Here is a 26624-nt window from a genome sequence, read left to right as displayed (position 1 = left end):
TGCTACTGGTGCTACCGGCGCTACTGGACCTCAAGGCGTTCAAGGTAACACAGGTGCTACTGGACCTCAAGGCGTTCAAGGTAACACAGGTGCTACCGGCGCTACTGGACCTCAGGGTGTTCAAGGTAACACGGGCGCTACCGGACCTCAAGGTGTTCAAGGTAACACAGGCGCTACCGGACCTCAAGGCATTCAAGGACCAACGGGTGCTACCGGCGCTACTGGTATAGGAGTTACTGGACCTACTGGACCTTCTGGTGGACCTACCGGACCTACTGGGCCAACTGGACCTAGCTTCCCTATAGCAACAATTGTTGTAACAAACAATATTCAGCAAACAGTACTGCAATTTAATAACTTTATTTTTAGTACTGCAATTAACGTAAACAATATTATCTTCAACGGCACAGATACAGTTACTGTTATTAACGGTGGTATTTATGTAATTAGCGTATCCATTTCTACAACTGCGCCAGGATGCGCTCCACTCGGAGTAGGAATTTCAATTAATGGAGCAGTCGCAACTGATAATTTCTCTTCAAATTTAATAGGCGACTCACTTTCATTTACTACAATCGAAACATTAGCAGCTGGTGCAAGAATTTCTGTTCAATCTACTCTTAATGAGATTACGATCCCTGCGACAGGAAATACTAACATCCGCCTTACTGTATTTAGAATCGCTTAAATTTCATCATATATTGTTTATGACAAATAAAAAAAGAGCGAGGAAACTCGCTCTTTTTTTGTTATGTACAATAATTCATTACTATTCTAATTCAATTGAAACATTTTTTTGTGGTACAAATGTAGAAATTGCATGTTTATAAATAAGCTGTTGCTTACCTTCTGTTTCCAGCAGGACTGTAAAATTATCAAATCCTTTAATTAGTCCACGAAGCTGGAAACCATTTAATAAGTACAGCGTAACAAACGTATTTTCTTTACGGAGTTGATTTAAAAACTGATCTTGAATATTGATTGATTGCTTCATGTCGAATCCTCCTCTTTTTCTCTACTTACTATTATTCGACTTTACTTGTAACTTTCCTTCTATGTATCGTAAAATTTCTGACGTTTTTTCACCGTCTGTAACATCAAACCACGTGACATCCATTTTATTACGGAACCACGTTAATTGACGCTTTGCATAACGACGCGAATTCGTCTTTAATTGTGATACCGCATCTTCTAAAGGGGCTCGATTCTCAAAATAATCATAGATTTCTTTATATCCAATCGCTTGAATAGATTGACAATCTCGTATCCCTCTATTATACAGACCTTCTACTTCCTCTAATAGGCCTTGTTCCATCATCAAATCCACTCGTAAGTTAATGCGATCGTATAGCATTTCTCGATCCATTGTCAAGCCAATTAATGAAACATCATAGAGTAACTCTTTTTCTTGTTTCTCAATTTGGTCACTCATTTTTTCACCCGTCGTGCGGAAAATTTCTAACGCCCGAATGACACGTCGTACATTATTTGCATGAATACGCTCCGCACTTTCCGGATCTACTTCTTGCAATTTTTTATGTACATATTCCACACCGCGTTCTAAAGCTAACTTTTCCATTTGCTCTCGGTATATCACATCACCAGCATCATCTGTAAACTGATAATCGAATAAAACAGATTGTATATAAAGACCGGTCCCACCAACTATAATTGGTAATTTACCACGTTCTGTAATTTCTCGAATATGTTTGCGAACACGTTCTTGAAATTCCGCGACAGAAAATGAATCTTCCGGATTTTTTATATCGACCATATAATGTGGAATTCCGTCCATCTCTGCTTGTGTTACCTTTGCAGTTCCAATATCCATCGTTCGATAGATTTGCATGGAATCACCACTAATAATTTCACCGTTCAACGCTTTGGCAAGATCGATACTTAACTTCGTCTTTCCAACAGCTGTTGGTCCAATGATGACAGCAACTTTTTCACGTTGCACTTCTCCCATAGCATTCAACTCTCTTTATGTAATATACTCCATCTATTGATTATACCCAATCTTACCAATTTTAACGTCATGATTGCAAGTTCTTTCATTTCGGTACATGAAATTACATATAAAAAAGAACATAGTTTGTCCAATTCTGCATATACATGATAAAAATAGTTTCGAGAGGATGAGTTAACTATGAAACAATCCACCATCAATTTTTCATCTTTGACAAAAGACCTCATTTTAGCTACTTCTACAAAAGAACAAAATTGTTCACAAGAGGAATTATACTTCGCCCTAAATTGTTTACTACGGGCTTTTCATTCTACTCTCCATGAAACAACATCACATCCAGAAAATAAAAATACAGAATATATACAAACACAATTTTGCAGTGCATATAAAATTATTACAGGTAAAACTATTTATCCCTTTCAATAATCCATAAAAAGCGGCTGCTTACATAATTTCAAGCAACCGCTTTTTATATTAATATCGATAACCTATTGTATAACTTTCACTTTTACAGATTTGCGCCCCCAGCTATTAGCACTACCATCTGAACCGACTAATACATCAATACGATTTCCTTTAATCGCACCACCAGTGTCTCCAGCAATCGCTTCTCCATATCCTTCTACCCATACTTTTGATCCAAGCGGAATTACTTTCGGATCAACAGCAATTACTTTCATATTTGGATTTGCTGTTAAATCATGCCCCATTGCAGTTAATACACGACCACCATACGAACCATTCTCACTCGGATCTGCTGTATATGCCGTCGCTTCTACTGTAATTTCACGACCACCAGTAGGCGCACTTGTTTCAGTAGATTTCGCAACTGGTTTTGCAGCCGGCTTTTCTTTTACCACAGGTTTACTTGATTCTACATTCTTAATAGAATCGTTACTCTTAACAGACTCTTTATTCTTAACTGCTGTATTATTTTTAACCGGCGCTTCTTCTTGAGCTACAACCTCTTTCTTTTCAATTACAGGTGCCGTTCCTGTTAAAAATGGCACGTGAACATATCCGACTTTTCCATTGTAGTCGAATTGTAACCATTCATTTTGAACTTGATTCGTCGTTTCAATCACATCATTTTTATTAAGTTTACCTAAAATTTCAGAATCAGTATTCGCTCCAGCACGAACATTTAATACGCCCGCCGTTACATAATATGTGCTCTTTGTAAAATCAGCACTTACAAACGCTTCCTTACCGTTTAACTTAATTTTTGTCCATCCATTCTCTGTATTTATAACATCTAGTGTATTCCCACTTAACACTTTACCTACAAGCTTTGACTCTACATTTGGGTTTTCTCTAACATTTAATACGTCTGTTGTTACAATTGTTTCCGCTTTAGCAGAACCCGCAAAAATCCCAAGACCAAAAACTGCTGCTGTTGCTATACTTAATAATTTTTTCATGAATAGCCTCCATTTGCTTTGTTTTCGTATTTTCATTATAGCAACAGATTTTTAGAATTTTTAGAAATCACACAATTACAAAGCATTCGTAATATACAATTAACGAGTTGTAACATAAATTTCCATATTAATAAAATGTATTTCTCATACAATCTCCAGTGGTTTTCATATATTTTTCATATACGAGCACAAGAACTTTTTTCCAGAAAAAATTACAGTGTTACTTTTTTGTTACAAAAAATTCACAATTCGTTACATCTTTTACCAAAAAACATCAATATTCCATTGTTAACTTATTTTTTTGTAATAAAAAGAGAGCAGCTACTAAAAGCTACTCTCTTTTTATTTGTTATTGAACTTTCTTTTTCCAAACACCTAGCATAATAGCCGAGACAATTGTTCCAATTAATATAGAGAAAATATATAGTAACGGTTTATTTACTAACGCTATTACAAATAATCCACCATGCGGTGCCGGTAATGTAATTTGGAATAACATAGATAACGCACCTGCAATACTAGAACCAACAACACAACTTACGATTACTCGAACCGGATCTGCAGCTGCAAACGGAATCGCACCTTCTGTAATGAACGATGCCCCCATAATATAATTTGTTAAACCAGATTTACGTTCCGCTTCTGTAAACTTTGATTTAAAGAATGTAGTTGCGAATGCAATCGCAAGTGGCGGTACCATACCACCAGCCATAACTGCTGAGTGCACTCCAAAATTCTGTGCTTCTATTGCAGCAATACCAAACGTAAATGCCGCTTTATTAATTGGACCACCCATATCAATTGCCATCATACCACCTAAAATAAGACCTAGTAATATAGCATTCGTACCATTTAAACCATTTAACCACCCTGTCAACATTTCATTTAATGCTACTACAGGCGGAATTACTACTTTTTGCATTACAACTCCTGTAATCAATAATCCAAAGACTGGATATAACAAAACAGGTTTAATTCCTTCTAATTGTACTGGTAGTCCTGAAAATAATCTTTTTAACCCTAAAACAACATATCCAGCTAAGAAACCAGCAATTAATCCACCTAAAAATCCAGCATTCGCATTCGCCGCTAAAAATCCACCTACAACACCAGGCATAAAACCAGGACGATCAGCAATAGAGCTTGCAATAAATCCAGCTAAAATTGGTACAAGGAATAAAAATGCACCTGTTTTTCCTCCACCAATTGACATGAACAATTCAGCTAAAGGACCTTCCGCCTTTATACCACCAAACGAAAATGCTAGCGCTATTAAAATCCCGCCACCAACAACGAATGGAAGCATATTACTTACACCGCTCATTAAATGCTTATAAATTCCTAATCCTTTTTCTCTCTCAATACTTTCTGTTTTCCCATCCTCTTTTACACCTTTAAAGATTGGTGCATCTTGTTTGACAGCTCGTTTAAGCAGATTTTCCGTTTTTCTAATCCCATCAGCAACTGGCACTTGAATGACATGTTTACCAGCAAAACGATTCATTTCTACTTGTTTATCTGCCGCAACAATAATAGCTGTTGCACGTTCAATATCCTCTTTCGTTAAACCGTTTTTAATACCTGTTGATCCGTTCGTTTCAACTTTAATCGCTATTCCTAACTCTGTCGCTTTTGCTTTTAAGCTATCCGCCGCCATATATGTGTGAGCGATTCCAGTTGGGCAAGCTGTAACAGCAAGTACGTACGGTTCATTTCCTTCTGGTTTTGCGAATTCAATCTCTTCTTCTTTTTCATTCTCTTTTTCATCAAATAGTTGAAGAAGCTCACTTTCATCCTTCGCTTCTAATAGTTGCTTGCGAAACCCTTCATCCATTAATAATGTCGATAAACGAGACAACGTTTCTAAATGAGTATTATTCGCTCCTTCACTTGCAGCAATCATAAAGAATAAGTGTGCCGGTTGTCCATCAAGCGACTCATAATTGATACCGCTTACACTTCTACCAAAACAAATCGATGGTTGTTTAACAGCCTTTGTCTTCGCATGAGGTATTGCAATACCTTCCCCTATTCCAGTCGTACTTTGGGACTCCCGCTTTAAAATAGCTTCTTTAAATTCCGTTTTACTATTTAAACGATTTGCCCCGTGTAATTTCTCAACTAATTCATCTATGACAGCTTCTTTATTTGAAGCTGTCAAATCCATAATGACTGTATCCCTTTTTAATAGTTCTGTAATTTTCATATGTTGCTTCCCCCTATCGCTTAGCTACAATTACTTGCGACAATAATTCTTCTACTTTTTCCTTCTTACATAAATCAGCTGAAAATGCTGTTGCACTCCCTGTTGCAACGCCGTATTGAAATGCCTTTTCAATATCTTTTGTCTGTTCATATTTGCCTACAAACCCTGCAACAAGAGAATCTCCGGCCCCAACTGAATTAATTACAACACCTTTTGGAACAGTCGCTTCATATATACCTTCTGCCGTAAATAATAAAGCTCCCTCTCCAGCCATCGATACGATAACGTGTTTTACACCTTGTTCAATTAATTTTCTTCCATAAGGTAAAACGTCCTCTACTGTTGAAAGCTCCACTCCAAACAACTCACCAAGTTCATGATGGTTTGGCTTAATTAAAAATGGCTTATTTTTAATTACATGTTGCAGTGCACTTCCACTTGCATCTACTACTACACGAATACCTTTTTCAGCTCCAAACGCAGCAATTGATTCGTAAAAAGTACTTGGAATAGAGATCGGTACACTCCCAGCGAGTACAACACAATCTCCAGGTTGCATACTCTCAATTTTTTTCATTAACTGTTCGAACTGCTCTTTTGTTACAATAGGACCTTGGCCATTTAATTCTGTTTCTTCTTTCCCTTTTATTTTCACATTAATGCGAGTATCTTCATCTACTTGGACGAAGTTTGTTGTTACACCTTCGTCATGTAATACCTCTTTAATAAATTGACCAGTAAATCCACCAGTAAATCCAAGTGCTATATTTTTAACACCTAAACGCTGAAGAACACGAGAAACATTAATTCCTTTTCCTCCAGGAAACTTCATATCTTTCTCCGCTCGATTTATTGTTCCTAAATCAAAAGAAGGAACTTGCACTACATAATCAATAGATGGGTTTAAAGTAACTGTATAGATCATTGTTTATCAGCCTCAATTACATTGGTTTGTTTTTTATATTTTTCTAAATCAATTTCTAAATGGTTTGTAATAATATTTGCATCTTCAACATTTGCAATTTTCGCAAACGCAACTTCTGAAAACTTACTTTCATCAATTAAGAAATATCCTTCGTTTGCTAATGTTAGTGCCATTTGTTTTAGGAGCGCTTCTTCTGGATCTGGCGTTGTAAAGCCAAGCTGTTCATGTACACCATTTGCACCTAAAAAACATTTATCAAAGCGATACTTCTGCATACTTTCCTGTGCCATAGCACCGATTAAAGCTTTCGTCCTACTCTTCATCATTCCGCCTAGTAAATACGCACGAATATTATTTTCAACTAAAGCTTCAATATGCATAAGTCCATTCGTAACGACAGTAACATCTTTATTGATTAAAAATGGAATCATTTCAAATGTTGTACTCCCTGCATCTAAATAAATACAATCACCTTGTTCAACAACGCTAGCCGCATAATTAGCAATTTGTTGTTTTATTTGAATGTTTTTGGATGATTTTTCAACCATCGTTGGTTCTTGCCCTTTTCCTGTTAAAACAGCGGCACCACCATGAACTCTTTTTAATAACCTTTGCTTTTCCAATTGTGCTAAATCACGGCGAATTGTCGACTCAGAGCTTTCTGTTCTTTCAACTAATTGCTGTAATTTTACAACTTTCTGTTCTTTTACAAGTTGCAATATCATTTGATGACGTTCAGGAGTTAACATTTTATTCACCTCTTCTTTGATTACAGTATAATGAAAACGGTCACAAAAATCAACCATAAACAATCAAAAATAATCACAAACATTCATAAACGTTTATAAAAAGCAAAAAAAGAAACCTATTCGATCAAACAATCAAATAGGTTTCTTTTCTAAATTCACTTATAAAGAAGCTTTATATATACTTAGAACATCATCTTTGTTTAATTTTTTAAAGTTACCAAATTCACCATACGCCATCGCTTTATTAGCCATTATATCAATTTCATTTTCTCCAATACCGTAATCAGCTAATGTTGCTGGCGCTTCAATTGAAGTCCAAAATTGACGCAGTGCCTCAATTCCTTCTAACGCCACTTCTTTATCTGTTTTTCCATCTGTTTCTATTTCAAATACACGAATAGCGAACTGTTTAAAACGACTTACATTTTCCTCTACAACATGTTTCATCCAGTTCGGGAATAAAATCGCAAGGCCACCCCCGTGCGGTATATCATGAACAGCAGAAACTGCATGTTCAATATTATGAGTTGCCCAGTCACCTCTTACTCCCATCGCTAAAATACCATTTAACGCCATCGTTCCGCAATATAAAATTGTTTCCCTATGCTCATAATTTTCTAAATCACTTAAAAGCTTAGGTGCTGTTTCAACGACTGTTCTTAAAACAGATTCACAATAACGATCTTGTAGTTCTGTATTCGTTCCATGATGGAAATATTGTTCTAATACATGTGACATAATATCTACCATACCATAAATCGTTTGATCTCTCGGCACAGATGCAGTATGAACTGGATCTAAAATTGAAAACTGCGGGAATGTAACGGGGCTTCCCCATCCATACTTTTCATTCGTTTCCCAGTTTGTAATTACCGAGCCTGCATTCATTTCAGAACCTGTCGCAGCAAGAGTAAGTACAGTACCAAATGGTAATGCCTCACTAGCAAATGCTTTTTTCGTTACAATATCCCATACATCTCCATCATATTTACTACCAGCAGCAATCGCTTTCGTACAGTCGATTACACTTCCTCCACCAACTGCTAAAATAAATTCGACTCCATTATCTTTACAAATTTGAATCCCTTTCTTTACAGTTGATACACGCGGATTCGGTTCAACACCCGTCAATTCAAATACTTCTGCATTAATATCCTTTAAAATAGAAATCACATTATCATAAATACCGTTTCTTTTAATACTGCCTCCTCCATATACGAGAAGAACCTTCTTACCAAACTGTGGAATTTCAGTTTTTAACTGTTCTAATTGATCTTTACCGAAAATAAGTTTCGTTGGATTACGAAATACAAAATTTTGCATATTTCTTTACCATCCCTTCTATATGAAAAGCAACTATACTTTTGTATACCATATTTTTTTCATTTCACAAAAAGATTTGCTTAATAAAAAAATCCCAGCCTACAGGCTGAGATTTTTTTATTGATAATAAGGTGAGATCATTAAGTAAACAATAACACCAGATAAACTTACATATAACCAAATCGGCATCGTCCAACGTACAATTTTACGGTGACGTGTTAATTGATTTGTAAAACCAAATACAAGCGCAAACAATGCAAGTGGTACGATAATTGCTGCTAGGATAATATGTGTAATTAAAATGATGAAATACACATATTTAATGAATCCTTCTCCACCAAAATGTGTTGCCGGTGCTAAGTAATGATACGATAAATACGACACACAAAATAGTAAAGTTGTCGTAAATGCTGCAAGGATGAATCCACGATGCATTTTCACATTCTTTTTAATAATAGAGAATAACGCTGCTAATAAAAATACGAATGTAAAGCTATTAAAAATCGCGTTTAACATTGGTAAAATCGTTACATCAAAATGTACTTCTCCTTCATAGCCAACAGGTCCAAAGAACAAAAATAAAATAATCGCATTTACAATTACAGAAAGCGTTATCACAATAGGAGCATAGCTTTTCTGATTTGTTGATTGATCCACCAAAATGGTCACTCCCTCTTCCTTCAAGTATGTATACATAACCTCACTATTTTAACATATTATTCACAGTGTAAATGTGACAATAGTTTGACACAGCAAGACAAAACAAAGAAAAAAATCCTTCTTAATAAAACTTCTTAAGAAGGATTTTATCGCTTTATTATTCAAATAGCAACGCGATTAATTTTTGTTAAAAAATGTATCGCTATATGCTTGAAAAATTTCAGACACTTGATATCCCATTAATGAAATTGCTGTTAATGAAAAGAAACCAATCATAAGAAATCGAAACCACATATAAATCTCCTCCTTGTATTTAGCTTAAAAAACGTTAGCTACCTTACAAGTTGCGTGGCACTCTTCATCATCACTTTCCTTCTTCTTTACAATTGCTGTTATAAATCGAATCATAAAGAAAACTACAAAAGGAAATTGTTCGTAATTCACATTGGCATAGTTTAGCAACGGCTCGCGCTGCACATCGAACGGAGATGAGAAGGAATAGAACATACCTTGCTCTTCCATATATACAATTACAATTTTCATGCAAAATACTATTCCTAGAAACGAAACAATATCTTGCCATTCTGTCGTATATAACAGGTTATACAGCTCTAATACGTACTCTTCCATCATCATCCCCCCTTCCTTTTTTACCATTTTGCTCGCCTTCGTATAAAAAGTCAAGAAAAAAGTTTATATCCACTATGACAATAGTAATTACTTGTTTCTATGATTATATATGATTCTTTTATAGCAATGACTGGGTGTAACTCTCTTCGAAAATAAGAAAATTAGAATCGAACAGATTCCTCATTCTTACTTTTAGGATTCAAAACTGTGCTATTTTTATTTCTATTAAAAATAAAATAAGAAAGTATGATAAGAACTGTAACAAACATTGTTAAAAGTGCTTGTGAACGTAAAGTATCAATTGCGAACATCGCAACTAAAACTGCTATAATAGCAGCAATTGTAACATACGTTACATACGGAAAAAGCCACATTTTCACTTTCAAATTTTGTTGTTCTACTTTCCCCATTTTTTTACGCACCTTTAAATGCGAAACTGCAATAACGAGATAAACTAGTAACGCAATCCCGCCAGATGCATTCACTAAAAACAAAAAGACTTTATCTGGAGAAATATAACTAAACACAACTCCAATATAAGCGAAGAAAGTTCCAAATAAAACGGCTCGAACAGGAACACCACTACTGTTCAATTTTAAAAATGACTTTGGCGCATCTCCTCTTTCTGCCATTGAAAAAAGCATTCTTGAATTTGTATATAATCCTGAATTTAAGCAAGAAAGTACAGCTGTTAAAACGATAAAATTCATAATTTGTGCTGCCGCTGGAATTCCTATATGTTCAAGTACAGCTACAAACGGACTTTTTAGTATGTTTGCTGAATTCCATGGTAGTAGTGTAACAACTACCGCTATAGATCCAATGAAAAATACAAGAATACGCCAAATCACACTGTTTGTTGCTGTTTTTACTGCTTTTACAGGTTCTGCAGATTCACCTGCCGCTACTGCTACAATCTCTGATCCCATAAATGAAAATATAACAACAGTAATTCCAAGCAAGACCGAACTTATACCGTTTGGCATAAACCCACCTTGTCCAATTAAATTCGAAGTGCCGGGTGCTTCTGTTCCTGGAACAAATCCTAAAATAACAGCAAGACCTAGACAAAGGAACAAAACAATACTTATTACTTTAATAAAAGAAAACCAATATTCAAACTCTCCAAATGATTTCACCGAAAAAACGTTCGTCAGCGTTAATAAAATTGTTAATATTAAACTTAATAACCATAGCGGTATTTGTGGAATCCAATATTGGATAATACCAGCACCTGCTGTGGCTTCTATTGCAATAACAATTACCCAGAAAAACCAGTATAACCAGCCTATTGTATAACCCGCCCATGGACCAATTGCTTCTCTTGCATACGTTGCAAATGAACCACTTGTCGGATTTACAGCTGCCATTTCTCCTAGCATTCTCATGACGAAAATGACTAGAAGTCCTGCTAATGCATATGAAACGATAGAACCAGGTCCTGCCGAATGTACAACGGCACCACTTCCAACAAACAAACCAGCCCCTATTACGCCGCCAATTGAGATCATTGTAATGTGGCGTATTTTGAGATCTTTCTTTAGATTTTTATCCAACTCTTGTACATCCCCTTCCAAACTAAATTTTGAAATTTATGTAAGAGTACTGTGCGAAAGATTTTGTTCTATATGTTAAAATATATCAAAATATTCTGAATTTAACAATTGCAATTCAATCTCCTTCAAAAATTATTTCATTAGGTTTAATACTTTCCCACACACAATTGTTGAGAAAATTATAGTCCTCTTACGAAAGAAAGAATTTTCAGATATTATTAAATAAACAAGATTATACATCTAGACAACTTTTTGTATAGGAGTGTTGATATGTTAAACAAGTTCAAATTTTTTTGTTGTATTTTAGTACTGTTCTTACTACTACCGCTATCCCCTTTCCAAACACAAGCAGCAAACAATTTAGGTTCAAAATTACTCGTTGGATACTGGCATAACTTTGATAACGGTACTGGCATTATTAAATTAAAAGACGTTTCACCAAAATGGGATGTAATCAATGTATCTTTTGGTGAAACTGGTGGTGATCGTTCCACTGTTGAATTTTCTCCTGTGTATGGTACAGATGCAGACTTCAAATCAGATATTTCTTATTTAAAAAGTAAAGGAAAGAAAGTAGTTCTTTCAATAGGAGGACAAAATGGAGTCGTTTTACTTCCTGACAATGCCGCTAAGCAACGTTTTATTAATTCCATACAATCTCTAATCGATAAATACGGTTTTGATGGAATAGATATTGACCTTGAATCAGGTATTTACTTAAACGGAAATGACATTAATTTCAAAAATCCAACTACTCCCCAAATCGTAAATCTTATATCAGCTATTCGAACAATCTCAGATCATTATGGTCCAGATTTTCTATTAAGCATGGCTCCTGAAACAGCTTATGTTCAAGGCGGTTATAGCGCATACGGAAGTATCTGGGGTGCATATTTACCAATTATTTACGGAGTGAAAGATAAACTAACATACATTCACGTTCAACACTACAACGCTGGCAGCGGGGTTGGAATGGACGGTAATAACTACAATCAAGGTACTGCAGACTACGAAGTCGCTATGGCAGATATGCTCTTACATGGTTTTCCTGTAGGTGGTAATCCAAATAACATTTTCCCAGCTCTTCGCTCAGATCAAGTTATGATTGGGCTTCCAGCAGCACCAGCGGCAGCTCCAAGTGGTGGATACATTTCGCCAACTGAAATGAAAAAAGCTTTAAATTATATCATTAAAGGAGTTCCGTTCGGAGGAAAGTATAAACTTTCTAACCAAAGTGGCTATCCTGCATTCCGCGGCCTAATGTCTTGGTCTATTAATTGGGATGCAAAAAACAACTTTGAATTCTCTAATAATTACAGAACATATTTTGATACTCTTCCCTTGCAAAAATAATAAAAAACAACAATAGGTTATAGGACCTATTGTTGTTTTATTTACCATCAATTACCATATATCGTTCATCAAAATCAAATTGAGAATGATGATGTGGAATTGAATACATTAGTTACTATTTTGCTTCAATACAAATACTGAAAGTTCTGGTACACTCCAAAATCTAACAGGCATTCGGGTTGTCCCAATACCTCGATTTACATATAAATATAACAGCTTACTCTTCCCCTCTACTTCATACATACCTTCAACATAGCTCTCAGCTAGTTTGGTAGTAATTAATGGACCTACGAAAGGAATTTGGACTTGTCCTCCGTGACTATGTCCTGACAGTTGAAGATCCACTGGGTAACGATTTATTTTGGTTACAACATCCGGCTCATGTACTAATAACATGTTGAAATCATCTTGTTTCAAGTTTTTTAAAGTTGAATCTATTTGCGGCTTCCCTAATAGAAAATCATCCAAACCTGATATTGTAATATATTTGCCGTTTTCCACTTTAATTTTCTGCACTTCATTTACTAATACAGAAAAACCAGCTTCCTCCATATATTTTTTGTAAAATAAACTACCGCCCCCGCCCCTATCATGATTCCCAAACACAGCATATTTCCCTAAGGGAGCGTAAATTTTCTGCAAAATAGCCTTCGCTGCTTCTCTTTCCGCACTATAAGACCCAAATTTATCTATTAAATCTCCGGTAAAAACTACTATATCTGGATGTAATTCATTCATCTTCTCCACTAAATGTTCAAGTTGTTTCAGTGTAAACTCTGGTCCTAAATGTACATCTGAAAACTGCAATATTTTTTTATTATTAAACTCTTTAGGAATTGTAGAAGCTTCTATTTCATTCCACGTAACGGTTACTAGTTTTCGTTCTATTTCTGTCGCATAATAATACAAACTTACTGGTATCATTAATATACTTATAAAACTAATAATAAATATCTTTACGATTGATTTTTTTCGTTCTTTTTTTACATGATTCGTATTCATGTTTTCACCTCTAGAAACACTTTAAATCCTTATTGTTACATTCATGTGACAATATGAACAATGTTATCAATATTTAATTTCCTCTCTATTCACTTTGACAATTTTATACAGAAGTCATAACATATTTTTATAATACATAGATTTTTGAAATTTTTTCTATTCATTCCATCATTTTATTACGGAGGGATTATTCATGTCTGTATTTACACCAGAAGAAATTACGGAACTTGCTGCGAATTCAGGAAGAAAAAAAGCTCATTTATCATTGCTCCCTATGCTAATTCTTGGTTTTTTTGGTGGCGCTTTTATCGCATTAGGGTATTTACTCGATATTCATGTTATTGGGACAATGCCAAAATATTGGGGATCATTTTCTAGTTTTCTAGGCGCTGCTGTATTCCCTGTTGGTCTCATTCTCGTTATTCTTGCAGGCGGTGAACTAGTAACTGGTAACATGATGACAGTTTCTATGGCCTGGCTCCAAAAGAAAATTACTTTATTTTATTTCATACGAAATTTAGTTATTGTTACATGTAGCAATTTCATAGGAGCTGTATTCGTAGCCTATTTTTTCGGTCATATCGTCGGCTTAACTGAAGGAGCTTTTTTAGCGAAAACTATTTCTATCGCTCAAGCGAAACTACAAGATACACCATTGCAAGCATTTATTTCTGCAATCGGATGTAATTGGCTCGTTTGTTTAGCTGTTTGGCTCAGTATGGGAAGTAAAGAATTTATCGGAAAGATTATCGGTATTTGGTTCCCGGTTATGACTTTTGTTGCGATTGGATTTCAACACGTTGTAGCCAATATGTTTGTCATCCCAGCCGCGATTTTTGCCGGTCATTTCACTTGGGCTGAATATTTTCCAAACTTTATTTTTGTTTTCTTTGGAAATTTAGTAGGAGGTATGTTATTTGTAGCACTACCTTACTTCATATCTTATAATAAGAAACTACCTTCTTATCAAGAGAAGACTGAAATGAAAAACAAATCTCTGTCCGCTTAAATGGAATGTCTATAAAGTGCCCTAAAAAATATTACAAATTTCATTTTTTTTGCGAATATATGTACGTACACTTGTTCTCGAATGTTTTATACGTTATAATAACAACTTAAATAGCATTATTTACATATGAGGTGAAAAACATGAACAAAACAGAATTAATTAAAAACGTAGCACAAAATGCTGAGATTTCTCAAAAAGAAGCTACTGTAGTTGTACAAACTGTAGTAGAATCAATCACTAACACTTTAGCTGCTGGTGAAAAAGTACAACTTATCGGATTCGGTACATTCGAAGTTCGTGAAAGAGCTGCTCGTACAGGCCGTAACCCACAAACTGGTGAAGAAATGCAAATCGCAGCTTCTAAAGTACCTGCTTTCAAAGCTGGTAAAGAACTAAAAGAAGCTGTAAAATAATGAAAAATATCCTTCTCATTTATGAGAAGGATATTTTTTTCATAACATAATTAATAAAAATCTGACCATTATGCTGTTTCTTTTGTTCCTTTATGCAAATAAAACCTTTACTTTCAAAGAAAGGTTTTGCTGTAATACTCGCTTCTGTATAGATTTCCCTATGCCCTAGATTCACTGCTTCTTTTTCTAACTTCTGTAATATCGATGAGGCTATCCTTTTCCCTTGATAATATTTATGTGTAAATAAACGATCTACGTAATGATCCTCATTATAATCTCCAAATCCGACTATCACACCGTTATGATCCGCTACATAACTAATATTCTTTTCTAAAGACTTTAACCAGCTTTCTCTATCTAGTCGATCTGGTGCCCATGCCTGTAGCTGTAACTCATTATAATCTTTTGCATTAACCGTATGAACTGTTTCATAGAACAATTGTAATACTTGCTTTAAATCTTCTTTCTGAAATGTTCTAATTATAATATCTTTTAACATATATAAGTCTCCTTACCAAACTACCTCTTAACTTTTCTACTACATACGATTCAATAATTCTTCTTTATTATATCGTTTTAATTTCTATACGAACAAAAAAACAATACTTATTCAAAGTATTGTTTTTTAATTCTATTCAATTACTTAATGTAGCTTTTTAAGATTTTAATTTAACTCTTTGTAATCGTAATGCATTTAATACAACGGATACAGAACTAAATGCCATCGCTGCTCCAGCAACCCAAGGGGCTAAGAAACCTAATGCCGCAATTGGAATTCCTAACGCGTTATAAGCTAATGCCCAAAATAAATTTTGTTTAATATTTCTTATCGTCATTTTACTCATAAAGATCGCATCAGCAATACTATTTAAATCACCGCGGATTAACGTTATATCCGCTGCTTCCATCGCTACATCCGTTCCCGTTCCAATTGCCATACCAATGTTCGCTGTAGCAAGAGCAGGAGCATCATTTATCCCGTCTCCAACCATCGCTACTTTCTTACCATTTGCTTGCAGTTTTTTCACTTCTTCTGCTTTTCCTTCTGGCAATACTTCTGCAATTACGTGATCAATACCAACTTGCTTTGCAATTGCCTGAGCAGTTTGTGTATTATCCCCTGTAATCATCACAACGTCTAGACCCATTTTTTTCAGTCTTGCGATAGCTGCTTTTGAAGTATCTTTCACAGTATCTGCAACGGCAACTATACCAGCATATTCTTTATCGATTGCAATAAGCATTGCTGTTTTTCCTTCTCGTTCTAGCTCTTCCATTGATTTTGAAACTTCTTCAATATCAATATTGAATTTCTTCATTAATCGACGTGTGCCAATTAATAATTGTTTTCCTTCTACGACTGATTCGATACCAAATCCAGGAATCGCTTCAAACGTTTCTGAACTTGGAATATCAATTTTCTTTTCTCTAATTCCTTCCACAATCGCTTCTGCAAGTGGGTGTTCAGAATTTTTTTCTGCCGCACCTACTAAACGTAGTATTTCTTCTTCATGGAATCCATCTGCTACAATTATATCTGTTAACACAGGCTTTCCGTTTGTCACAGTACCTGTTTTATCTAGAATAACTGTATCTAATCGGTGCGTTGATTCTAAATGCTCTCCACCTTTAAATAAAATACCATACTCAGCCGATCTTCCTGATCCTGCCATAATAGATGTAGGCGTTGCAAGACCTAATGCACATGGACAAGCGATAACAAGTACTGCTATCATTTTCTCAAGTGCTCCGCCAAAATCACCAGGTGTAACAAATATCATCCATACTGCAAATGTGATAATCGCAATCACAACTACAACCGGTACAAAAATACCTGAAATTTGATCCGCTACCCTTTGAATAGGAGCTTTTGAACCTTGTGCCTCTTCTACTACTTTAATGATTTGAGCTAATGCAGTATCTCTGCCTACTTTAGTTGCTTTCACTTTTAAAAAACCATTTTTATTTATTGTCGAACCTATTACTACATCCCCAATTGACTTATCAACAGGAATACTTTCACCCGTTAACATCGATTCATCAATCGCTGATTTTCCTTCTACAATCTCACCATCTACTGGTATTTTTTCACCAGGCTTTACATAGACGATATCACCAGCTACTACTTCTTCAATCAAAATTTTTATTTCTGTTCCATCTCGCACAACTGTAGCTGTCTTCGCTTGTAAACCCATCAATTTTTTAATTGCTTCTGATGAGCGCCCTTTTGCTTTCGCTTCAAATAATTTACCTAAAATAATTAATGTAATAAGTACCGCACTCGTTTCAAAATATAAATCTGTCATATGTTCCGAAGAACCAATAGATTGAATACTTAAATATACACTATAGAAATACGCGGCCGACGTTCCAAGTGCCACGAGAACATCCATATTAGCACTTTTATTGCGTAACGCTTTATAAGCCCCAACATAAAACTGTCCACCAATGATAAATTGAACAGGAGTTGCAAGTGCTAGTTGCACCCAAGGGTTCATTAACATATCTGGTAAATAAATAAATGACGTAAATGAGAAATGACTAACCATTGCCCATAATAATGGGAAAGATAAAATAAACGAAATAATAAACTTCTTCTTTTGTCTTTCAATTTCTTGTAATCGATGATCAGTTGATGCATCTTGATCATCTGGTTTCACTTCTAATTTATATCCTAGCTTCGTAATCGCGCTCTTCATTTCATTTACATTAACTTCATCAGGGTTAAAGTCTACTGTGGCTGATTCTAAAGCAAAATTTACTGTCGCCTTGTTCACACCATCTAACTTATTTAAACGCTTTTCAACTCTATTTGCACATGCTGCACATGTCATTCCTGAAACAGTAAATTCAGCTTTATCACTTACAATTCCATATCCTAATGATTCAACTTTTTCTTTAAATTGTTGCGGATTTGTTTTAGTTGGATCGTACATTATTTTTGTTTTTTCAAGCGCAAAATTTACATTTGCCTCATGAACACCTTCTACTTTTTTTAGACCTTTTTCAATTCTATTTGCACATGCCGCACATGTCATTCCTGATATTTGAAGATTGGCCTCTTTTTTTTCATTCATGTCTCTCACCTCTATATACCCTTATGAGGTATAATTATTAGCAAAATAAATCGTACTTCATTTAAAGTACGATTTATTTCCATATCTAAAAATAATTATTGAACATCGTATCCTTGATCTTCGATTACAGCAACGATATCTTTTAATGTTACAGCAGACGAGTCGATAGTAACTTCAACAGTTCCTTCTGCTAATTGAACCTTCACTTGTTCAACACCGTTTAGCTCTTTCACGCTGCTTTCGATAGCATTTACACAATGTCCACAAGACATACCTTCAACTTGTAATGTTAACTGTTCCATTTAAAATCCTCCTCTTGTTTATTCATTGTTTGTTAATCACAATTATATCTTACCATACCCCCCTAAGGTAATCAATGGTTTTGTATCATGATTTTTCAATTATTTTCTAAAAGTTTATTTTACACACACTTTTTCACTACAATACACCCAAATCCAATATGAGGGTAAACAAAAAAACAAGCCAGTTAAATACTAGCTTGTTTTTACGCTTTTGAAAAACGTTCAAATACTGTCATTAATTCTTCAATTGCTTCGTCACCATTTCCATTTTTAATAGCTCCTGAAACACAATGACTCGTATGATTTTTGAGAACGCCCATTCCTACTTTTTTCATCGCTGCATTAATCGCTGAAATTTGCACTAAAATATCTACGCAATAACGATCATTTTCAATCATGTTTTGAATACCGCGGACCTGTCCTTCAATTCTCTTTAATCTATTTATAATCTGTTCTTTTTCTTTTTCTGATCTATGTGTTACTGCTTCATGCTCTTTATGATCCATATTATCACCTTCTTAAAGTTTCTCTTCATCCAATAAAATAATTGTTTTTTATGAGTATACCAATTATAGCATTAAATATCTACGCATGATACCCCATAAGAGTATATTTTCACTTTATGATTATTCTTAACAACTCATTAGCTTCTTAATCTCAATTTTCAGTATACCCTTTCCTTTTTGTCAAAAAATCATTATATCTCTCATCAAAATTCAATAAAGTGAAACAAGAATAAGCGGGGATTACCCGCCCCCGCTTATTCTTCGTCTATAATGTTTTAATTTTAATTTTCAGATATTTAACCCTAGAATTTTTCTTTCCATATATAATTATTGCTGATCACATACTTTTGTATCATTCACTACTGAAGTTCCTTCAACGGTTACCGTATGAAAACAATCATTCACTCGAACTGTCACAACATTATCTTGCCGATCAATGATATGATATTCATTAAAATTTTTATTCAGAGCACTGCGAATTTGTTCTCCTTCATAAATTGGGATGCCATGCGATAGAACCCAAATAAGTCCAGCGATAGCAAGAATAGTTTTCATACGATCTACCTCCTTGGGAATATAGTGAACTTTTAATCCATACTTTTTCAGCTCTACGAATCCTGATTGAAATAAACCAAGCCTTTTTGGAAATAAGTTCATTTCGTCTATTTTATGTTTATGCTAATTGTGACCGTTTTGTGACAACTTTTTGTCTCTTTAGACGAAAAGTTGAAACAAAACTTTCAAAAAGGACAATTCTACATATTAAAAAGGTTATGGAATGTCTCATCCATAACCTTTTTAAGCTCAATTCTACAACTCATCCACCGTACTTTATGTGATCTTTGTAGACTTGTTTTATTTTCATTCAGTGGCATCAAAGCAAAACTTCGAAAATACTTCCCACACAAGTTCATTTCTGCTACTTACCCCAGTCTTTTCAAAAATGGATTTTAAATGATCTTGTACCGTGTATATAGATATACAAAATTCTTGGGCTAATTCCTTTGTCGACATACCTGTAAGAATTTTACGTATTACTTGCTTCTCACGCATTGTAAAACTATAAGTTTCCATAATAAGTGGAAAAATCTCTTCCGGTCTTGCTCTTTCGAATAGAACAATATAACCATCTTGAAAACTACTTGTATGTTCTAACTTACTAGCCCGAATGATTAAAAAATGGCCATAGGCTAAAGGTAGACAAACTTTTTCTTCTCTATTCATACACCCTACATTATACTCGTTAGCCTTTACTTTTGAACAAACTGCACGTATTGGTCTTGGTATTTCTTTTATATTTAACTGTTCATACTTTCTAAGATTTGAAAGCCACTCGCTGCCATCTTGATTCCAATATAATACATTAAATTCCTCACTTACTATAATCGTGCCTGTACCTATCACCTTCTCTTCTGAAAAAGGTATAGGAACTGCCTTCTTTAAAGCCTCTCCAGCAATTGGGACTATCGTTGCTAAGTACTTACAATCATCGATATGAAACGCGGGACTTGTACTTCCTCGAAATAAACTAAGATGGCCATAACATTTTCCCTTACTCATACAAACGCCCCTTAATTCATCTCCAAAATTTGCTGGTTTTAAAATATTTCGGTATCTCGAACTTTTCTTTTGTTCACCATTTGTCGCCATACTTAGAGAAGCAACATGAGGAGAGTGTTCTGTTAAACATTTAAATTTATTAAAATCATCTTCTAAAAATTCATTCATAAACAATTGTGGATGAATCTTTTCAACACTCTCATCGGTAAATGCCCCAGTAGATAAAAAAGAAATCGGGTCTATAGTTGTAAAACAAGCGGCGTCAAAATCAATGACTTTACGTATCAAGTGGAGAAATGAATCTTGAAATGACCTTATAGAACTTATATGATTCGCCACCATTGTAATTTCTTTCATTGTTTTTTCATACATCCTCTTCCCCCCCAGATTTACGGGATTGTTCCCCTTCATAATTTCATTTCATAATAAACCTATAAAACACATACTTAGGAGGTTTAAAATGAATTGGAATGATACTACCGTAAATTCATATGAACAAAGAATTCCATGTAAAATCCCAGGCTACTACCACTTATATGAAATGATGAATCATTTCTTGTTTACTACACTCCCTAAAGAAAATATCAATCCCAATTTGCTAGTTATAGGTGCTGGTGGCGGACAAGAAATTCTCTCAATAGGCAAACAAAATAGTAATTTATATTTTACAGGTGTCGATCCATCTGAAAGCATGCTACAGTTAGCTAAAAAAAGAATTAACAACGAAGGCATACAAAATCATGTTCATCTTGTACATGGAACTATCCACACATTATTACCAAATCAGTTATTTGACGCTGCCACCTGTATGCTTGTCCTGCACTTCATTCCAACTAATAAGGAGAAAAAAGAACTTATTAATGACATCAGTAGTCGCCTAAAGCCTGGTGCGCCATTCTTTCTCTCTTCAATAAATGGTGTGCCCCATACGAGTATGTTTTCTACACAATTACATGCTTGGCGCAACCATATGATGCAAAATCAAATTCCATTAGAAGATTGGGACCGATTTGAAAATTCTTTTGAAACAGAAATATTCCCTATTTCCGAAGCTAATTTATTAACTATCATGAAGGAATGTGACTTTACTCAAATGACTCGCTTCTTCACTAGTTTTTTAATTGATGGATACATTGCCTTTAAACAATAAGGAAAAAAGGTAAGCAATTGCTTACCTTTTTTCCTATACGTAACTAATAAACCTCAATCCTTTACTTAAAGACGTCGGCACAACAGATGCATGATTCTCCCCTTCAGCTTCATAAAACTTAAATTTAAGTTTATCGTGGTTTACTTGGAGAAGGCGCTCTGATAATTCATTTGCACCTACAACCATATGCTCTCGTTCAAGTGATCCAACTGTAAGGAACACTCCTGTTTCAAACTTAGCATTGTTTAATTCAATTATAAGGTTCTCTTCTTTTTCAAGAACGGATTTATTATTCCACCATATAGATGGACTACTAATAAAATAATTTTGAAAAGCATTCAAGTTTGTAAATAGTATATGCAAAGCGAATAGGCCACCTAAAGAATGCCCAAATAACGTTTGCTTACTTTTATCAATCTCAAAATTCTTTTCAATTTGTGGTTTCAGTTCTTCTTCAATAAAAGTAAAGAAATTATGTGCTCCTCCTGTTTTAGGCCACGGTTTACCGTCTGGTTTTAAAGGGGCATCTTTTGAAATTACGCTAGGCGTAAAATCATAGCACCTTTCTTCCCCTGAAAATGCGCCTTCAATTGGATAACCCACTCCTACTATAATAGCTGGTGAAACACCGGTTTTTTCCGCTCTTACTGATTGTATTTTAACTGCTTCATGAAATGTTTGAAAAAAGGCATTGCCATCTAATACGTAAATGACAGGATATCCTGAATCCGGTGCTGGTTGCCTCGGCTTTGAAATATGAATTTGATATTCCTTACCTTCTAATTTTGAATACATTTTCCACTGCTCTGTATTAGATGTTATAATCTGCTGTTTTTCAACTGTAGTATTCACCCTATCCCCCCTTTTTAACTTGTTACATATATTTCGATTTTTTCTTCTTGAGATACAACGCTATCATAACCGAAACAAACAGGAGCCCCGTTATACGGATCAATCATGACACGTGCATCAATATGAAATACTTCTTTTAACACTTCATTTGTAATGATTTCTTCTGGGCTACCAGTTGTAACAATTTCTCCTTCCTTCATTGCAATAATTTCATCTGAAAACCTTGCTGCATGGTTAATATCATGTAATACCATAACAACCGTACAATTATGTTCTTTATTTAACTTCTCCACAATTTGTAATACATCTAATTGATGAGACATATCAAGGTATGTAGTTGGCTCATCTAATAGCAACACTTCTGTCTCTTGTGCTAATGCCATCGCTAGCCATACCTTTTGTCTTTGACCACCTGATAAATTTGCAATTTGTCTCGTTCGAAATTCAGAAGTTTTCGTTATATCTAATGCCCAATCAATCATTTCTTTATCTTTTGTTGTTAACTTATTTACGTTATTTCGATGTGGATAGCGTCCATAAGAAATTAATTCTTCCACTTTAAGCTCACCTGGTGCAATTGGAGTTTGCGGGAGTAAAGCTAACTGCTTCGCAATTTCTTTCGTTGGAATTGTATGTAAATCCTGTCCTTGCAAATATACTTTACCGCTTTTTTGTTTTAAAATTCTTCCCATTGTTTTTAACAATGTCGATTTACCGCAACCGTTTGGACCTATAATTGTCGTTACTTTTCCTTCTTGTATTTCCACATTTAAATCGCGAAACACTGTAAGCTTTTCATAACTTGTTTCTAAATTTTTTGCACTTAAAATACTCACTTTTATTCCTCCTCTTACGCTTTCGCCTTATAAAGTAAATATAAGAAATACGGTACACCGACAATAGAAATAACGATTCCAACTGGTAGCTCTACAGGTGTAAAAACTGTTTTCGCAATAAAGTCTGAAGCAATTACAAGAAACATTCCGATTACACCGCACGTAGGAATTATATACTTATGTTGAATACCGACAAGCCTTTTCGCTATATGCGGTGCCATTAGGCCAATAAAACCGATACTCCCTGAAACAGCAACACATGCGCTCACAAGCCCGATACTACTTAATAGTAAAATCGATTTCTCTCTTTCTACTGAAACACCTAAACTTGTAATACTCGTTTCTTCCAATTGAAATAAATCTAATAAATAAGCTTTCTTTTGTATAAGCGGAATTAAGATAATAAGCCATGGTAACATAGCCACAATATACTTCCAGTTTGCACTATATATGCTTCCAGACACCCACACTGCGGCCATTTCAAAATCAGTTGACTTCATTTTGAGTGATAAGTACATAGAAAAGGCTCCAAATCCTGATCCAATTGCAATCCCTGTTAATAAAAGTCGCTGCGAATCTAATTTACCGTTTTTCCAAGAAAACAGATAAATGATGATAGCTGCACCTAATCCGCCTACTAAACCAAACATTGGCATCATCATAATAGAAACCCAGTCTGTGCTTTTTAATTGCCCTTGAAAGAAAAACATAAAAATGACAATCGCTGTTCCTGCTCCGGCATTTACGCCTAAAATACCTGGGTCCGCCAACCCATTTCTCGTAATCCCTTGAATAACGGCACCCGCAACACCAAGGCCTAATCCTACTAATCCAGCAATTACGATGCGCGGAAGGCGAAACTCAAAAATAACTAAATCATGTTCTGGTACTGGATCAATTCTAAACAGTGTTTTAAATACATCTGTAATCGTAATATCGAACGTACCATTTGTTAAACTAATATAAATAGCACATAGTATTAAAAATATAATAATCCCCATCGTCATTCCGAAACGTTGACTTGAACTTTTAGGCATGTCTCTCTCCTCCTCTAGTACGGATTAAATAAAGGAAGAAAGGAATTCCAATTAAAGAGGTAACGACTCCAATAGGTGTTTCAAATGGATAGTTTACAAATCTACTCAAAACGTCACATAACGCTAAGAAAACGCCACCAATAACACCTGCACATGGCAAAATCCACTTATAATCTACCCCAATTATAAAGCGGGTAATGTGCGGAATAATTAAACCTACAAAACCAACTTTCCCCACTAAAGCAACTGCTGTTCCTGTTAAGAAAATTACCGATAAAATTGCCATCGCTTTAACTAGTTTTGTACGTTGCCCTAAATTAATAGAAACCTCTTCGCCTAATGAAAGAATGGTAATAGATTTTGATATTAACAGTGCTAAAATTATTCCAATTATCCCAAACGGTATCGTGATTTTAATGATATTAGGATCTACTTGATCTAACTTTGCATTAAACCAAAAACTAACATTTTGAGAAATTTGGAAATACGAAGCCATTGCAGCCGATACACTACTTAAAAATGTTCCAATAACTGTTCCTATAATCGCTAACCTAACTGGTGATAAGCCATTTTGAAGGAGCGAACCAAAACCAAACACGATACCGGCTCCTAGTGCAGAACCAATCATTGAACATAAAACCATACCAATTGATGACATTCCCGGAAGAAAAATCATGCTAAGTGTAATAACAAAGGCAGCGCCATCCGTCACACCCATAATAGAAGGGGATGCAAGATAGTTTCTTGTCATCCCCTGCATAAGTGCTCCTGATATGGCTAGAAATGCTCCGACTAAAAGAGCTGCAACTACCCTTGGTAAACGTGAAGTAATAATAATATTATGATTTACATCGCTTGAATCAAAATGAAATAATGCGTTCCACACTGTTTCAGCGTCAATACTTTTTGCCCCATACAAAATCGAAAGTATAACTGTAAATAAGATGAGTATGGGTGCTATACATAATATAGTTACTGGTACTGCATTTGTTTTCTGCATATCATTCAACGCACCTTACTTATTGTATTATTTAGATAAATTTTTCACTGCTTCTTTTAAAAATGCTGTTTTACTCCAAGCTGTACCACCTTGTGCCATTGGGTCTACAACATTTACAAATACTTTCTTTTCTTTCGCAGCGTTCATACTTTGCCAAATTGGATTATTTTCAATATCTTCTAGCACTTTCGGTTTATTATTTTCACTTGCTTCGTATTGCAAGAAGATATAATCAGGATTAACTTCAGCTAATTTTTCTAAAGAAATTTTTTCTTGTGCTTTTACCATTTTAAGTTGTTCTGGAGCAGTTAGTCCAAGATCTTTATAAATTACAGGGTTAAAGTATACTCCTTCTGGGTATAGGAATAAGTCATTTGCTCTTAGTCTAATGACAAGTACTTTTTTATCTTTTAACTTATCTCCTAGTTTTACTTTTGCTTTTTCAGCGTCCGAATTGTAGTCTTTAATAATTTTTTCTGCTTTATCTTTTTTACCAGTTAATTCTCCCATTAACTTTAAGTTATCTTCCCAATTTGTTGAAACGTGTGATACCGGGAATGTAGGAGCTACTTTCGTAAACTTTTCAGCTGTTTCTGCTGGGAATTTCGTACTTGATGTAATAACGTCTGGTTTTAATTGAAGTAATGTTTCGAAATTTGGTTCCATTTTCTCACCAACAGATTTCGCACCTTCTAAATCTTTCTCAAGATACTTCGGTAATTTACCACCAACAGTAATGGCACCAACTGGTTTAATTCCAAGTACTGCCGCATCTTCCATTGACTCTAAACTAGCTGTCGCAATTTTATCTACTTTTGCTGGCACTGTATATTCTTTACCTAAATATGTAATTTTACGTTTTTCATCTTTTTTCGTTTCCGTAGCTTTTGTCTGTTGTTTTTGCTCGCCTGAAGTTTTATCCGCACTATTACATGCCGCTAAACCTACACTTAAAACTGTAACCATCCCTAATGTAAATAACTTCTTATTCATCTTTATATATCTCCTCTCGAATTTTCCAAACTATATTCTCAATAAAATTTAACTATATGAAACTTGTCTTACATATATATTTCATTAGATTAATA

The 26624-nt window shown here is 34.9% G+C and carries 28 protein-coding genes; 6 read left to right on the top strand and 22 right to left on the bottom strand.

Annotation, left to right across the window (positions count from 1 at the left end):
- A partial coding sequence (locus IBT51_RS07015) for a Gly-Xaa-Xaa repeat protein (RefSeq protein WP_200483273.1) occupies positions 1 to 688 on the top strand: 688 nt, incomplete at its 5' end.
- 81 nt (positions 689 to 769) lie between these two features.
- On the opposite strand, the gene hfq is transcribed toward IBT51_RS07015, so the two are convergent.
- Both hfq and miaA read right to left on the bottom strand, forming a co-directional pair.
- A complete protein-coding gene (gene hfq, locus IBT51_RS07010) occupies positions 770 to 994 on the bottom strand; it encodes an RNA chaperone Hfq (RefSeq protein ID WP_000813896.1) in 225 nt (74 codons plus the stop codon).
- 21 nt (positions 995 to 1015) lie between these two features.
- A complete protein-coding gene (miaA, locus tag IBT51_RS07005; protein ID WP_200458020.1) occupies positions 1016 to 1969 on the bottom strand; it encodes a tRNA (adenosine(37)-N6)-dimethylallyltransferase MiaA in 954 nt (317 codons plus the stop codon).
- Between the two features lie 180 nt (positions 1970 to 2149).
- Here miaA and IBT51_RS07000 point away from each other — a divergent pair, with 180 nt between their 5' ends.
- Entirely contained in the window at positions 2150 to 2395 is a 246-nt protein-coding gene (locus IBT51_RS07000; RefSeq protein WP_000814431.1) for a hypothetical protein, read from the top strand.
- 62 nt (positions 2396 to 2457) lie between these two features.
- On the opposite strand, the gene entD is transcribed toward IBT51_RS07000, so the two are convergent.
- From entD to gabP, 8 genes are all read right to left on the bottom strand, one after another.
- Entirely contained in the window at positions 2458 to 3390 is a 933-nt protein-coding gene (gene entD, locus IBT51_RS06995; protein ID WP_023522798.1) for a cell wall-binding protein EntD, read from the bottom strand.
- A 349-nt stretch (positions 3391 to 3739) separates the two neighbouring features.
- Positions 3740 to 5596, bottom strand: coding sequence for a PTS fructose transporter subunit IIABC (locus IBT51_RS06990; protein WP_000704592.1), 1857 nt, complete (start codon positions 5594 to 5596; stop codon positions 3740 to 3742).
- A gap of 13 nt (positions 5597 to 5609) precedes the next feature.
- Entirely contained in the window at positions 5610 to 6521 is a 912-nt protein-coding gene (pfkB, locus tag IBT51_RS06985; RefSeq protein WP_000640854.1) for a 1-phosphofructokinase, read from the bottom strand.
- Positions 6518 to 7270 (bottom strand): DeoR/GlpR family DNA-binding transcription regulator, encoded by a 753-nt coding sequence (locus IBT51_RS06980; protein ID WP_000957288.1) that lies wholly within the window; start codon positions 7268 to 7270, stop codon positions 6518 to 6520. The genes pfkB and IBT51_RS06980 overlap by 4 nt, the downstream gene beginning before the upstream one ends.
- A gap of 159 nt (positions 7271 to 7429) precedes the next feature.
- A complete protein-coding gene (locus IBT51_RS06975; RefSeq protein WP_053563793.1) occupies positions 7430 to 8593 on the bottom strand; it encodes an iron-containing alcohol dehydrogenase in 1164 nt (387 codons plus the stop codon).
- 117 nt (positions 8594 to 8710) lie between these two features.
- Positions 8711 to 9253 (bottom strand): DUF420 domain-containing protein, encoded by a 543-nt coding sequence (locus IBT51_RS06970; RefSeq protein ID WP_000228315.1) that lies wholly within the window; start codon positions 9251 to 9253, stop codon positions 8711 to 8713.
- Positions 9254 to 9571: 318 nt separating this feature from the next.
- On the bottom strand, positions 9572 to 9910 hold the full coding sequence (locus IBT51_RS06965; RefSeq protein WP_003271231.1) for a hypothetical protein: 339 nt from the start codon (positions 9908 to 9910) through the stop codon (positions 9572 to 9574).
- 134 nt (positions 9911 to 10044) lie between these two features.
- Positions 10045 to 11439: a GABA permease gene (gene gabP, locus IBT51_RS06960; RefSeq protein WP_088025052.1), complete on the bottom strand. Its 1395-nt coding sequence runs from the start codon at positions 11437 to 11439 to the stop codon at positions 10045 to 10047.
- Between the two features lie 270 nt (positions 11440 to 11709).
- Here gabP and IBT51_RS06955 point away from each other — a divergent pair, with 270 nt between their 5' ends.
- On the top strand, positions 11710 to 12792 hold the full coding sequence (locus IBT51_RS06955) for a chitinase (protein WP_053563792.1): 1083 nt from the start codon (positions 11710 to 11712) through the stop codon (positions 12790 to 12792).
- Positions 12793 to 12900: 108 nt separating this feature from the next.
- Here the strand turns inward: IBT51_RS06955 and IBT51_RS06950 are convergent, their stop codons facing one another.
- Positions 12901 to 13794 (bottom strand): metallophosphoesterase, encoded by an 894-nt coding sequence (locus IBT51_RS06950; protein ID WP_075718845.1) that lies wholly within the window; start codon positions 13792 to 13794, stop codon positions 12901 to 12903.
- Positions 13795 to 13987: 193 nt separating this feature from the next.
- On the opposite strand from IBT51_RS06950, the gene IBT51_RS06945 reads away from it, so the two are divergent.
- Both IBT51_RS06945 and IBT51_RS06940 read left to right on the top strand, forming a co-directional pair.
- Complete coding sequence (locus tag IBT51_RS06945) at positions 13988 to 14803, top strand: formate/nitrite transporter family protein (protein ID WP_069356101.1); 816 nt, start codon at positions 13988 to 13990, stop codon at positions 14801 to 14803.
- 140 nt (positions 14804 to 14943) lie between these two features.
- Positions 14944 to 15216, top strand: a complete 273-nt coding sequence (locus IBT51_RS06940; RefSeq protein WP_001043904.1) for an HU family DNA-binding protein — start codon at positions 14944 to 14946, stop codon at positions 15214 to 15216.
- A gap of 19 nt (positions 15217 to 15235) precedes the next feature.
- Here IBT51_RS06940 and IBT51_RS06935 read toward each other — a convergent pair whose 3' ends face one another.
- The 6 genes from IBT51_RS06935 to IBT51_RS06910 form a co-directional block, all read right to left on the bottom strand.
- Complete coding sequence (locus tag IBT51_RS06935) at positions 15236 to 15715, bottom strand: GNAT family N-acetyltransferase (RefSeq protein ID WP_069356102.1); 480 nt, start codon at positions 15713 to 15715, stop codon at positions 15236 to 15238.
- A 157-nt stretch (positions 15716 to 15872) separates the two neighbouring features.
- The gene (locus tag IBT51_RS06930; protein WP_200458021.1) at positions 15873 to 18293 is read right to left on the bottom strand and encodes a heavy metal translocating P-type ATPase; all 2421 of its coding nucleotides are present in this window, start codon (positions 18291 to 18293) and stop codon (positions 15873 to 15875) included.
- 95 nt (positions 18294 to 18388) lie between these two features.
- Positions 18389 to 18595, bottom strand: coding sequence for a copper chaperone CopZ (gene copZ / locus IBT51_RS06925; RefSeq protein ID WP_000436973.1), 207 nt, complete (start codon positions 18593 to 18595; stop codon positions 18389 to 18391).
- A 203-nt stretch (positions 18596 to 18798) separates the two neighbouring features.
- Positions 18799 to 19101, bottom strand: coding sequence for a metal-sensing transcriptional repressor (locus IBT51_RS06920; RefSeq protein WP_000349637.1), 303 nt, complete (start codon positions 19099 to 19101; stop codon positions 18799 to 18801).
- A 327-nt stretch (positions 19102 to 19428) separates the two neighbouring features.
- On the bottom strand, positions 19429 to 19656 hold the full coding sequence (locus IBT51_RS06915) for a hypothetical protein (RefSeq protein WP_000849103.1): 228 nt from the start codon (positions 19654 to 19656) through the stop codon (positions 19429 to 19431).
- Positions 19657 to 19962: 306 nt separating this feature from the next.
- Positions 19963 to 21033: a helix-turn-helix transcriptional regulator gene (locus IBT51_RS06910; RefSeq protein WP_200458022.1), complete on the bottom strand. Its 1071-nt coding sequence runs from the start codon at positions 21031 to 21033 to the stop codon at positions 19963 to 19965.
- A gap of 88 nt (positions 21034 to 21121) precedes the next feature.
- Here IBT51_RS06910 and IBT51_RS06905 point away from each other — a divergent pair, with 88 nt between their 5' ends.
- The gene (locus IBT51_RS06905; RefSeq protein ID WP_001104345.1) at positions 21122 to 21811 is read left to right on the top strand and encodes a class I SAM-dependent methyltransferase; all 690 of its coding nucleotides are present in this window, start codon (positions 21122 to 21124) and stop codon (positions 21809 to 21811) included.
- A 33-nt stretch (positions 21812 to 21844) separates the two neighbouring features.
- Here IBT51_RS06905 and IBT51_RS06900 read toward each other — a convergent pair whose 3' ends face one another.
- Genes IBT51_RS06900 through IBT51_RS06880 form a run of 5 tightly spaced genes read right to left on the bottom strand, consistent with a single transcriptional unit; the run spans position 21845 to position 26529 of the window.
- A complete protein-coding gene (locus tag IBT51_RS06900) occupies positions 21845 to 22663 on the bottom strand; it encodes an alpha/beta hydrolase (RefSeq protein WP_053563785.1) in 819 nt (272 codons plus the stop codon).
- 14 nt (positions 22664 to 22677) lie between these two features.
- Entirely contained in the window at positions 22678 to 23499 is an 822-nt protein-coding gene (locus tag IBT51_RS06895; RefSeq protein WP_000025764.1) for an ABC transporter ATP-binding protein, read from the bottom strand.
- A gap of 14 nt (positions 23500 to 23513) precedes the next feature.
- Positions 23514 to 24536 carry a FecCD family ABC transporter permease gene (locus tag IBT51_RS06890; protein ID WP_023522806.1) on the bottom strand — a complete coding sequence of 341 codons (1023 nt, stop codon included), beginning with the start codon at positions 24534 to 24536 and terminating at the stop codon, positions 23514 to 23516.
- Positions 24529 to 25536, bottom strand: a complete 1008-nt coding sequence (locus IBT51_RS06885) for a FecCD family ABC transporter permease (RefSeq protein WP_001173064.1) — start codon at positions 25534 to 25536, stop codon at positions 24529 to 24531. Before IBT51_RS06885 ends, IBT51_RS06890 begins: the two co-directional genes overlap by 8 nt.
- A gap of 27 nt (positions 25537 to 25563) precedes the next feature.
- Positions 25564 to 26529: an iron-hydroxamate ABC transporter substrate-binding protein gene (locus IBT51_RS06880; RefSeq protein ID WP_200458023.1), complete on the bottom strand. Its 966-nt coding sequence runs from the start codon at positions 26527 to 26529 to the stop codon at positions 25564 to 25566.
- Positions 26530 to 26624 lie beyond the last annotated feature (95 nt).

This window comes from Bacillus sp. S71, from assembly GCF_016625265.1.
GTDB classification, from domain to species: domain Bacteria; phylum Bacillota; class Bacilli; order Bacillales; family Bacillaceae_G; genus Bacillus_A; species Bacillus_A cereus.
The sequence above is the reverse complement of the archived record's forward strand: the minus strand, read 5'-3'. Positions and strand labels throughout refer to the sequence as shown.

Excerpts from the sequence above, each read along its gene's own strand:
- hfq (WP_000813896.1), bottom strand. The coding sequence starts at position 994 with ATGAAGCAATCAATCAATATTCAAGATCAGTTTTTAAATCAACTCCGT.
- miaA (WP_200458020.1), bottom strand. The coding sequence starts at position 1,969 with ATGGGAGAAGTGCAACGTGAAAAAGTTGCTGTCATCATTGGACCAACA.
- IBT51_RS07000 (WP_000814431.1), top strand. The coding sequence starts at position 2,150 with ATGAAACAATCCACCATCAATTTTTCATCTTTGACAAAAGACCTCATT.
- entD (WP_023522798.1), bottom strand. The coding sequence starts at position 3,390 with ATGAAAAAATTATTAAGTATAGCAACAGCAGCAGTTTTTGGTCTTGGG.
- IBT51_RS06990 (WP_000704592.1), bottom strand. The coding sequence starts at position 5,596 with ATGAAAATTACAGAACTATTAAAAAGGGATACAGTCATTATGGATTTG.
- pfkB (WP_000640854.1), bottom strand. The coding sequence starts at position 6,521 with ATGATCTATACAGTTACTTTAAACCCATCTATTGATTATGTAGTGCAA.
- IBT51_RS06980 (WP_000957288.1), bottom strand. The coding sequence starts at position 7,270 with ATGTTAACTCCTGAACGTCATCAAATGATATTGCAACTTGTAAAAGAA.
- IBT51_RS06975 (WP_053563793.1), bottom strand. The coding sequence starts at position 8,593 with ATGCAAAATTTTGTATTTCGTAATCCAACGAAACTTATTTTCGGTAAA.
- IBT51_RS06965 (WP_003271231.1), bottom strand. The coding sequence starts at position 9,910 with ATGGTAAAAAAGGAAGGGGGGATGATGATGGAAGAGTACGTATTAGAG.
- IBT51_RS06955 (WP_053563792.1), top strand. The coding sequence starts at position 11,710 with ATGTTAAACAAGTTCAAATTTTTTTGTTGTATTTTAGTACTGTTCTTA.
- IBT51_RS06950 (WP_075718845.1), bottom strand. The coding sequence starts at position 13,794 with ATGAATACGAATCATGTAAAAAAAGAACGAAAAAAATCAATCGTAAAG.
- IBT51_RS06945 (WP_069356101.1), top strand. The coding sequence starts at position 13,988 with ATGTCTGTATTTACACCAGAAGAAATTACGGAACTTGCTGCGAATTCA.
- IBT51_RS06940 (WP_001043904.1), top strand. The coding sequence starts at position 14,944 with ATGAACAAAACAGAATTAATTAAAAACGTAGCACAAAATGCTGAGATT.
- IBT51_RS06935 (WP_069356102.1), bottom strand. The coding sequence starts at position 15,715 with ATGTTAAAAGATATTATAATTAGAACATTTCAGAAAGAAGATTTAAAG.
- IBT51_RS06930 (WP_200458021.1), bottom strand. The coding sequence starts at position 18,293 with ATGAATGAAAAAAAAGAGGCCAATCTTCAAATATCAGGAATGACATGT.
- copZ (WP_000436973.1), bottom strand. The coding sequence starts at position 18,595 with ATGGAACAGTTAACATTACAAGTTGAAGGTATGTCTTGTGGACATTGT.
- IBT51_RS06920 (WP_000349637.1), bottom strand. The coding sequence starts at position 19,101 with ATGGATCATAAAGAGCATGAAGCAGTAACACATAGATCAGAAAAAGAA.
- IBT51_RS06915 (WP_000849103.1), bottom strand. The coding sequence starts at position 19,656 with ATGAAAACTATTCTTGCTATCGCTGGACTTATTTGGGTTCTATCGCAT.
- IBT51_RS06910 (WP_200458022.1), bottom strand. The coding sequence starts at position 21,033 with ATGTATGAAAAAACAATGAAAGAAATTACAATGGTGGCGAATCATATA.
- IBT51_RS06905 (WP_001104345.1), top strand. The coding sequence starts at position 21,122 with ATGAATTGGAATGATACTACCGTAAATTCATATGAACAAAGAATTCCA.
- IBT51_RS06890 (WP_023522806.1), bottom strand. The coding sequence starts at position 24,536 with ATGCCTAAAAGTTCAAGTCAACGTTTCGGAATGACGATGGGGATTATT.
- IBT51_RS06885 (WP_001173064.1), bottom strand. The coding sequence starts at position 25,536 with ATGCAGAAAACAAATGCAGTACCAGTAACTATATTATGTATAGCACCC.
- IBT51_RS06880 (WP_200458023.1), bottom strand. The coding sequence starts at position 26,529 with ATGAATAAGAAGTTATTTACATTAGGGATGGTTACAGTTTTAAGTGTA.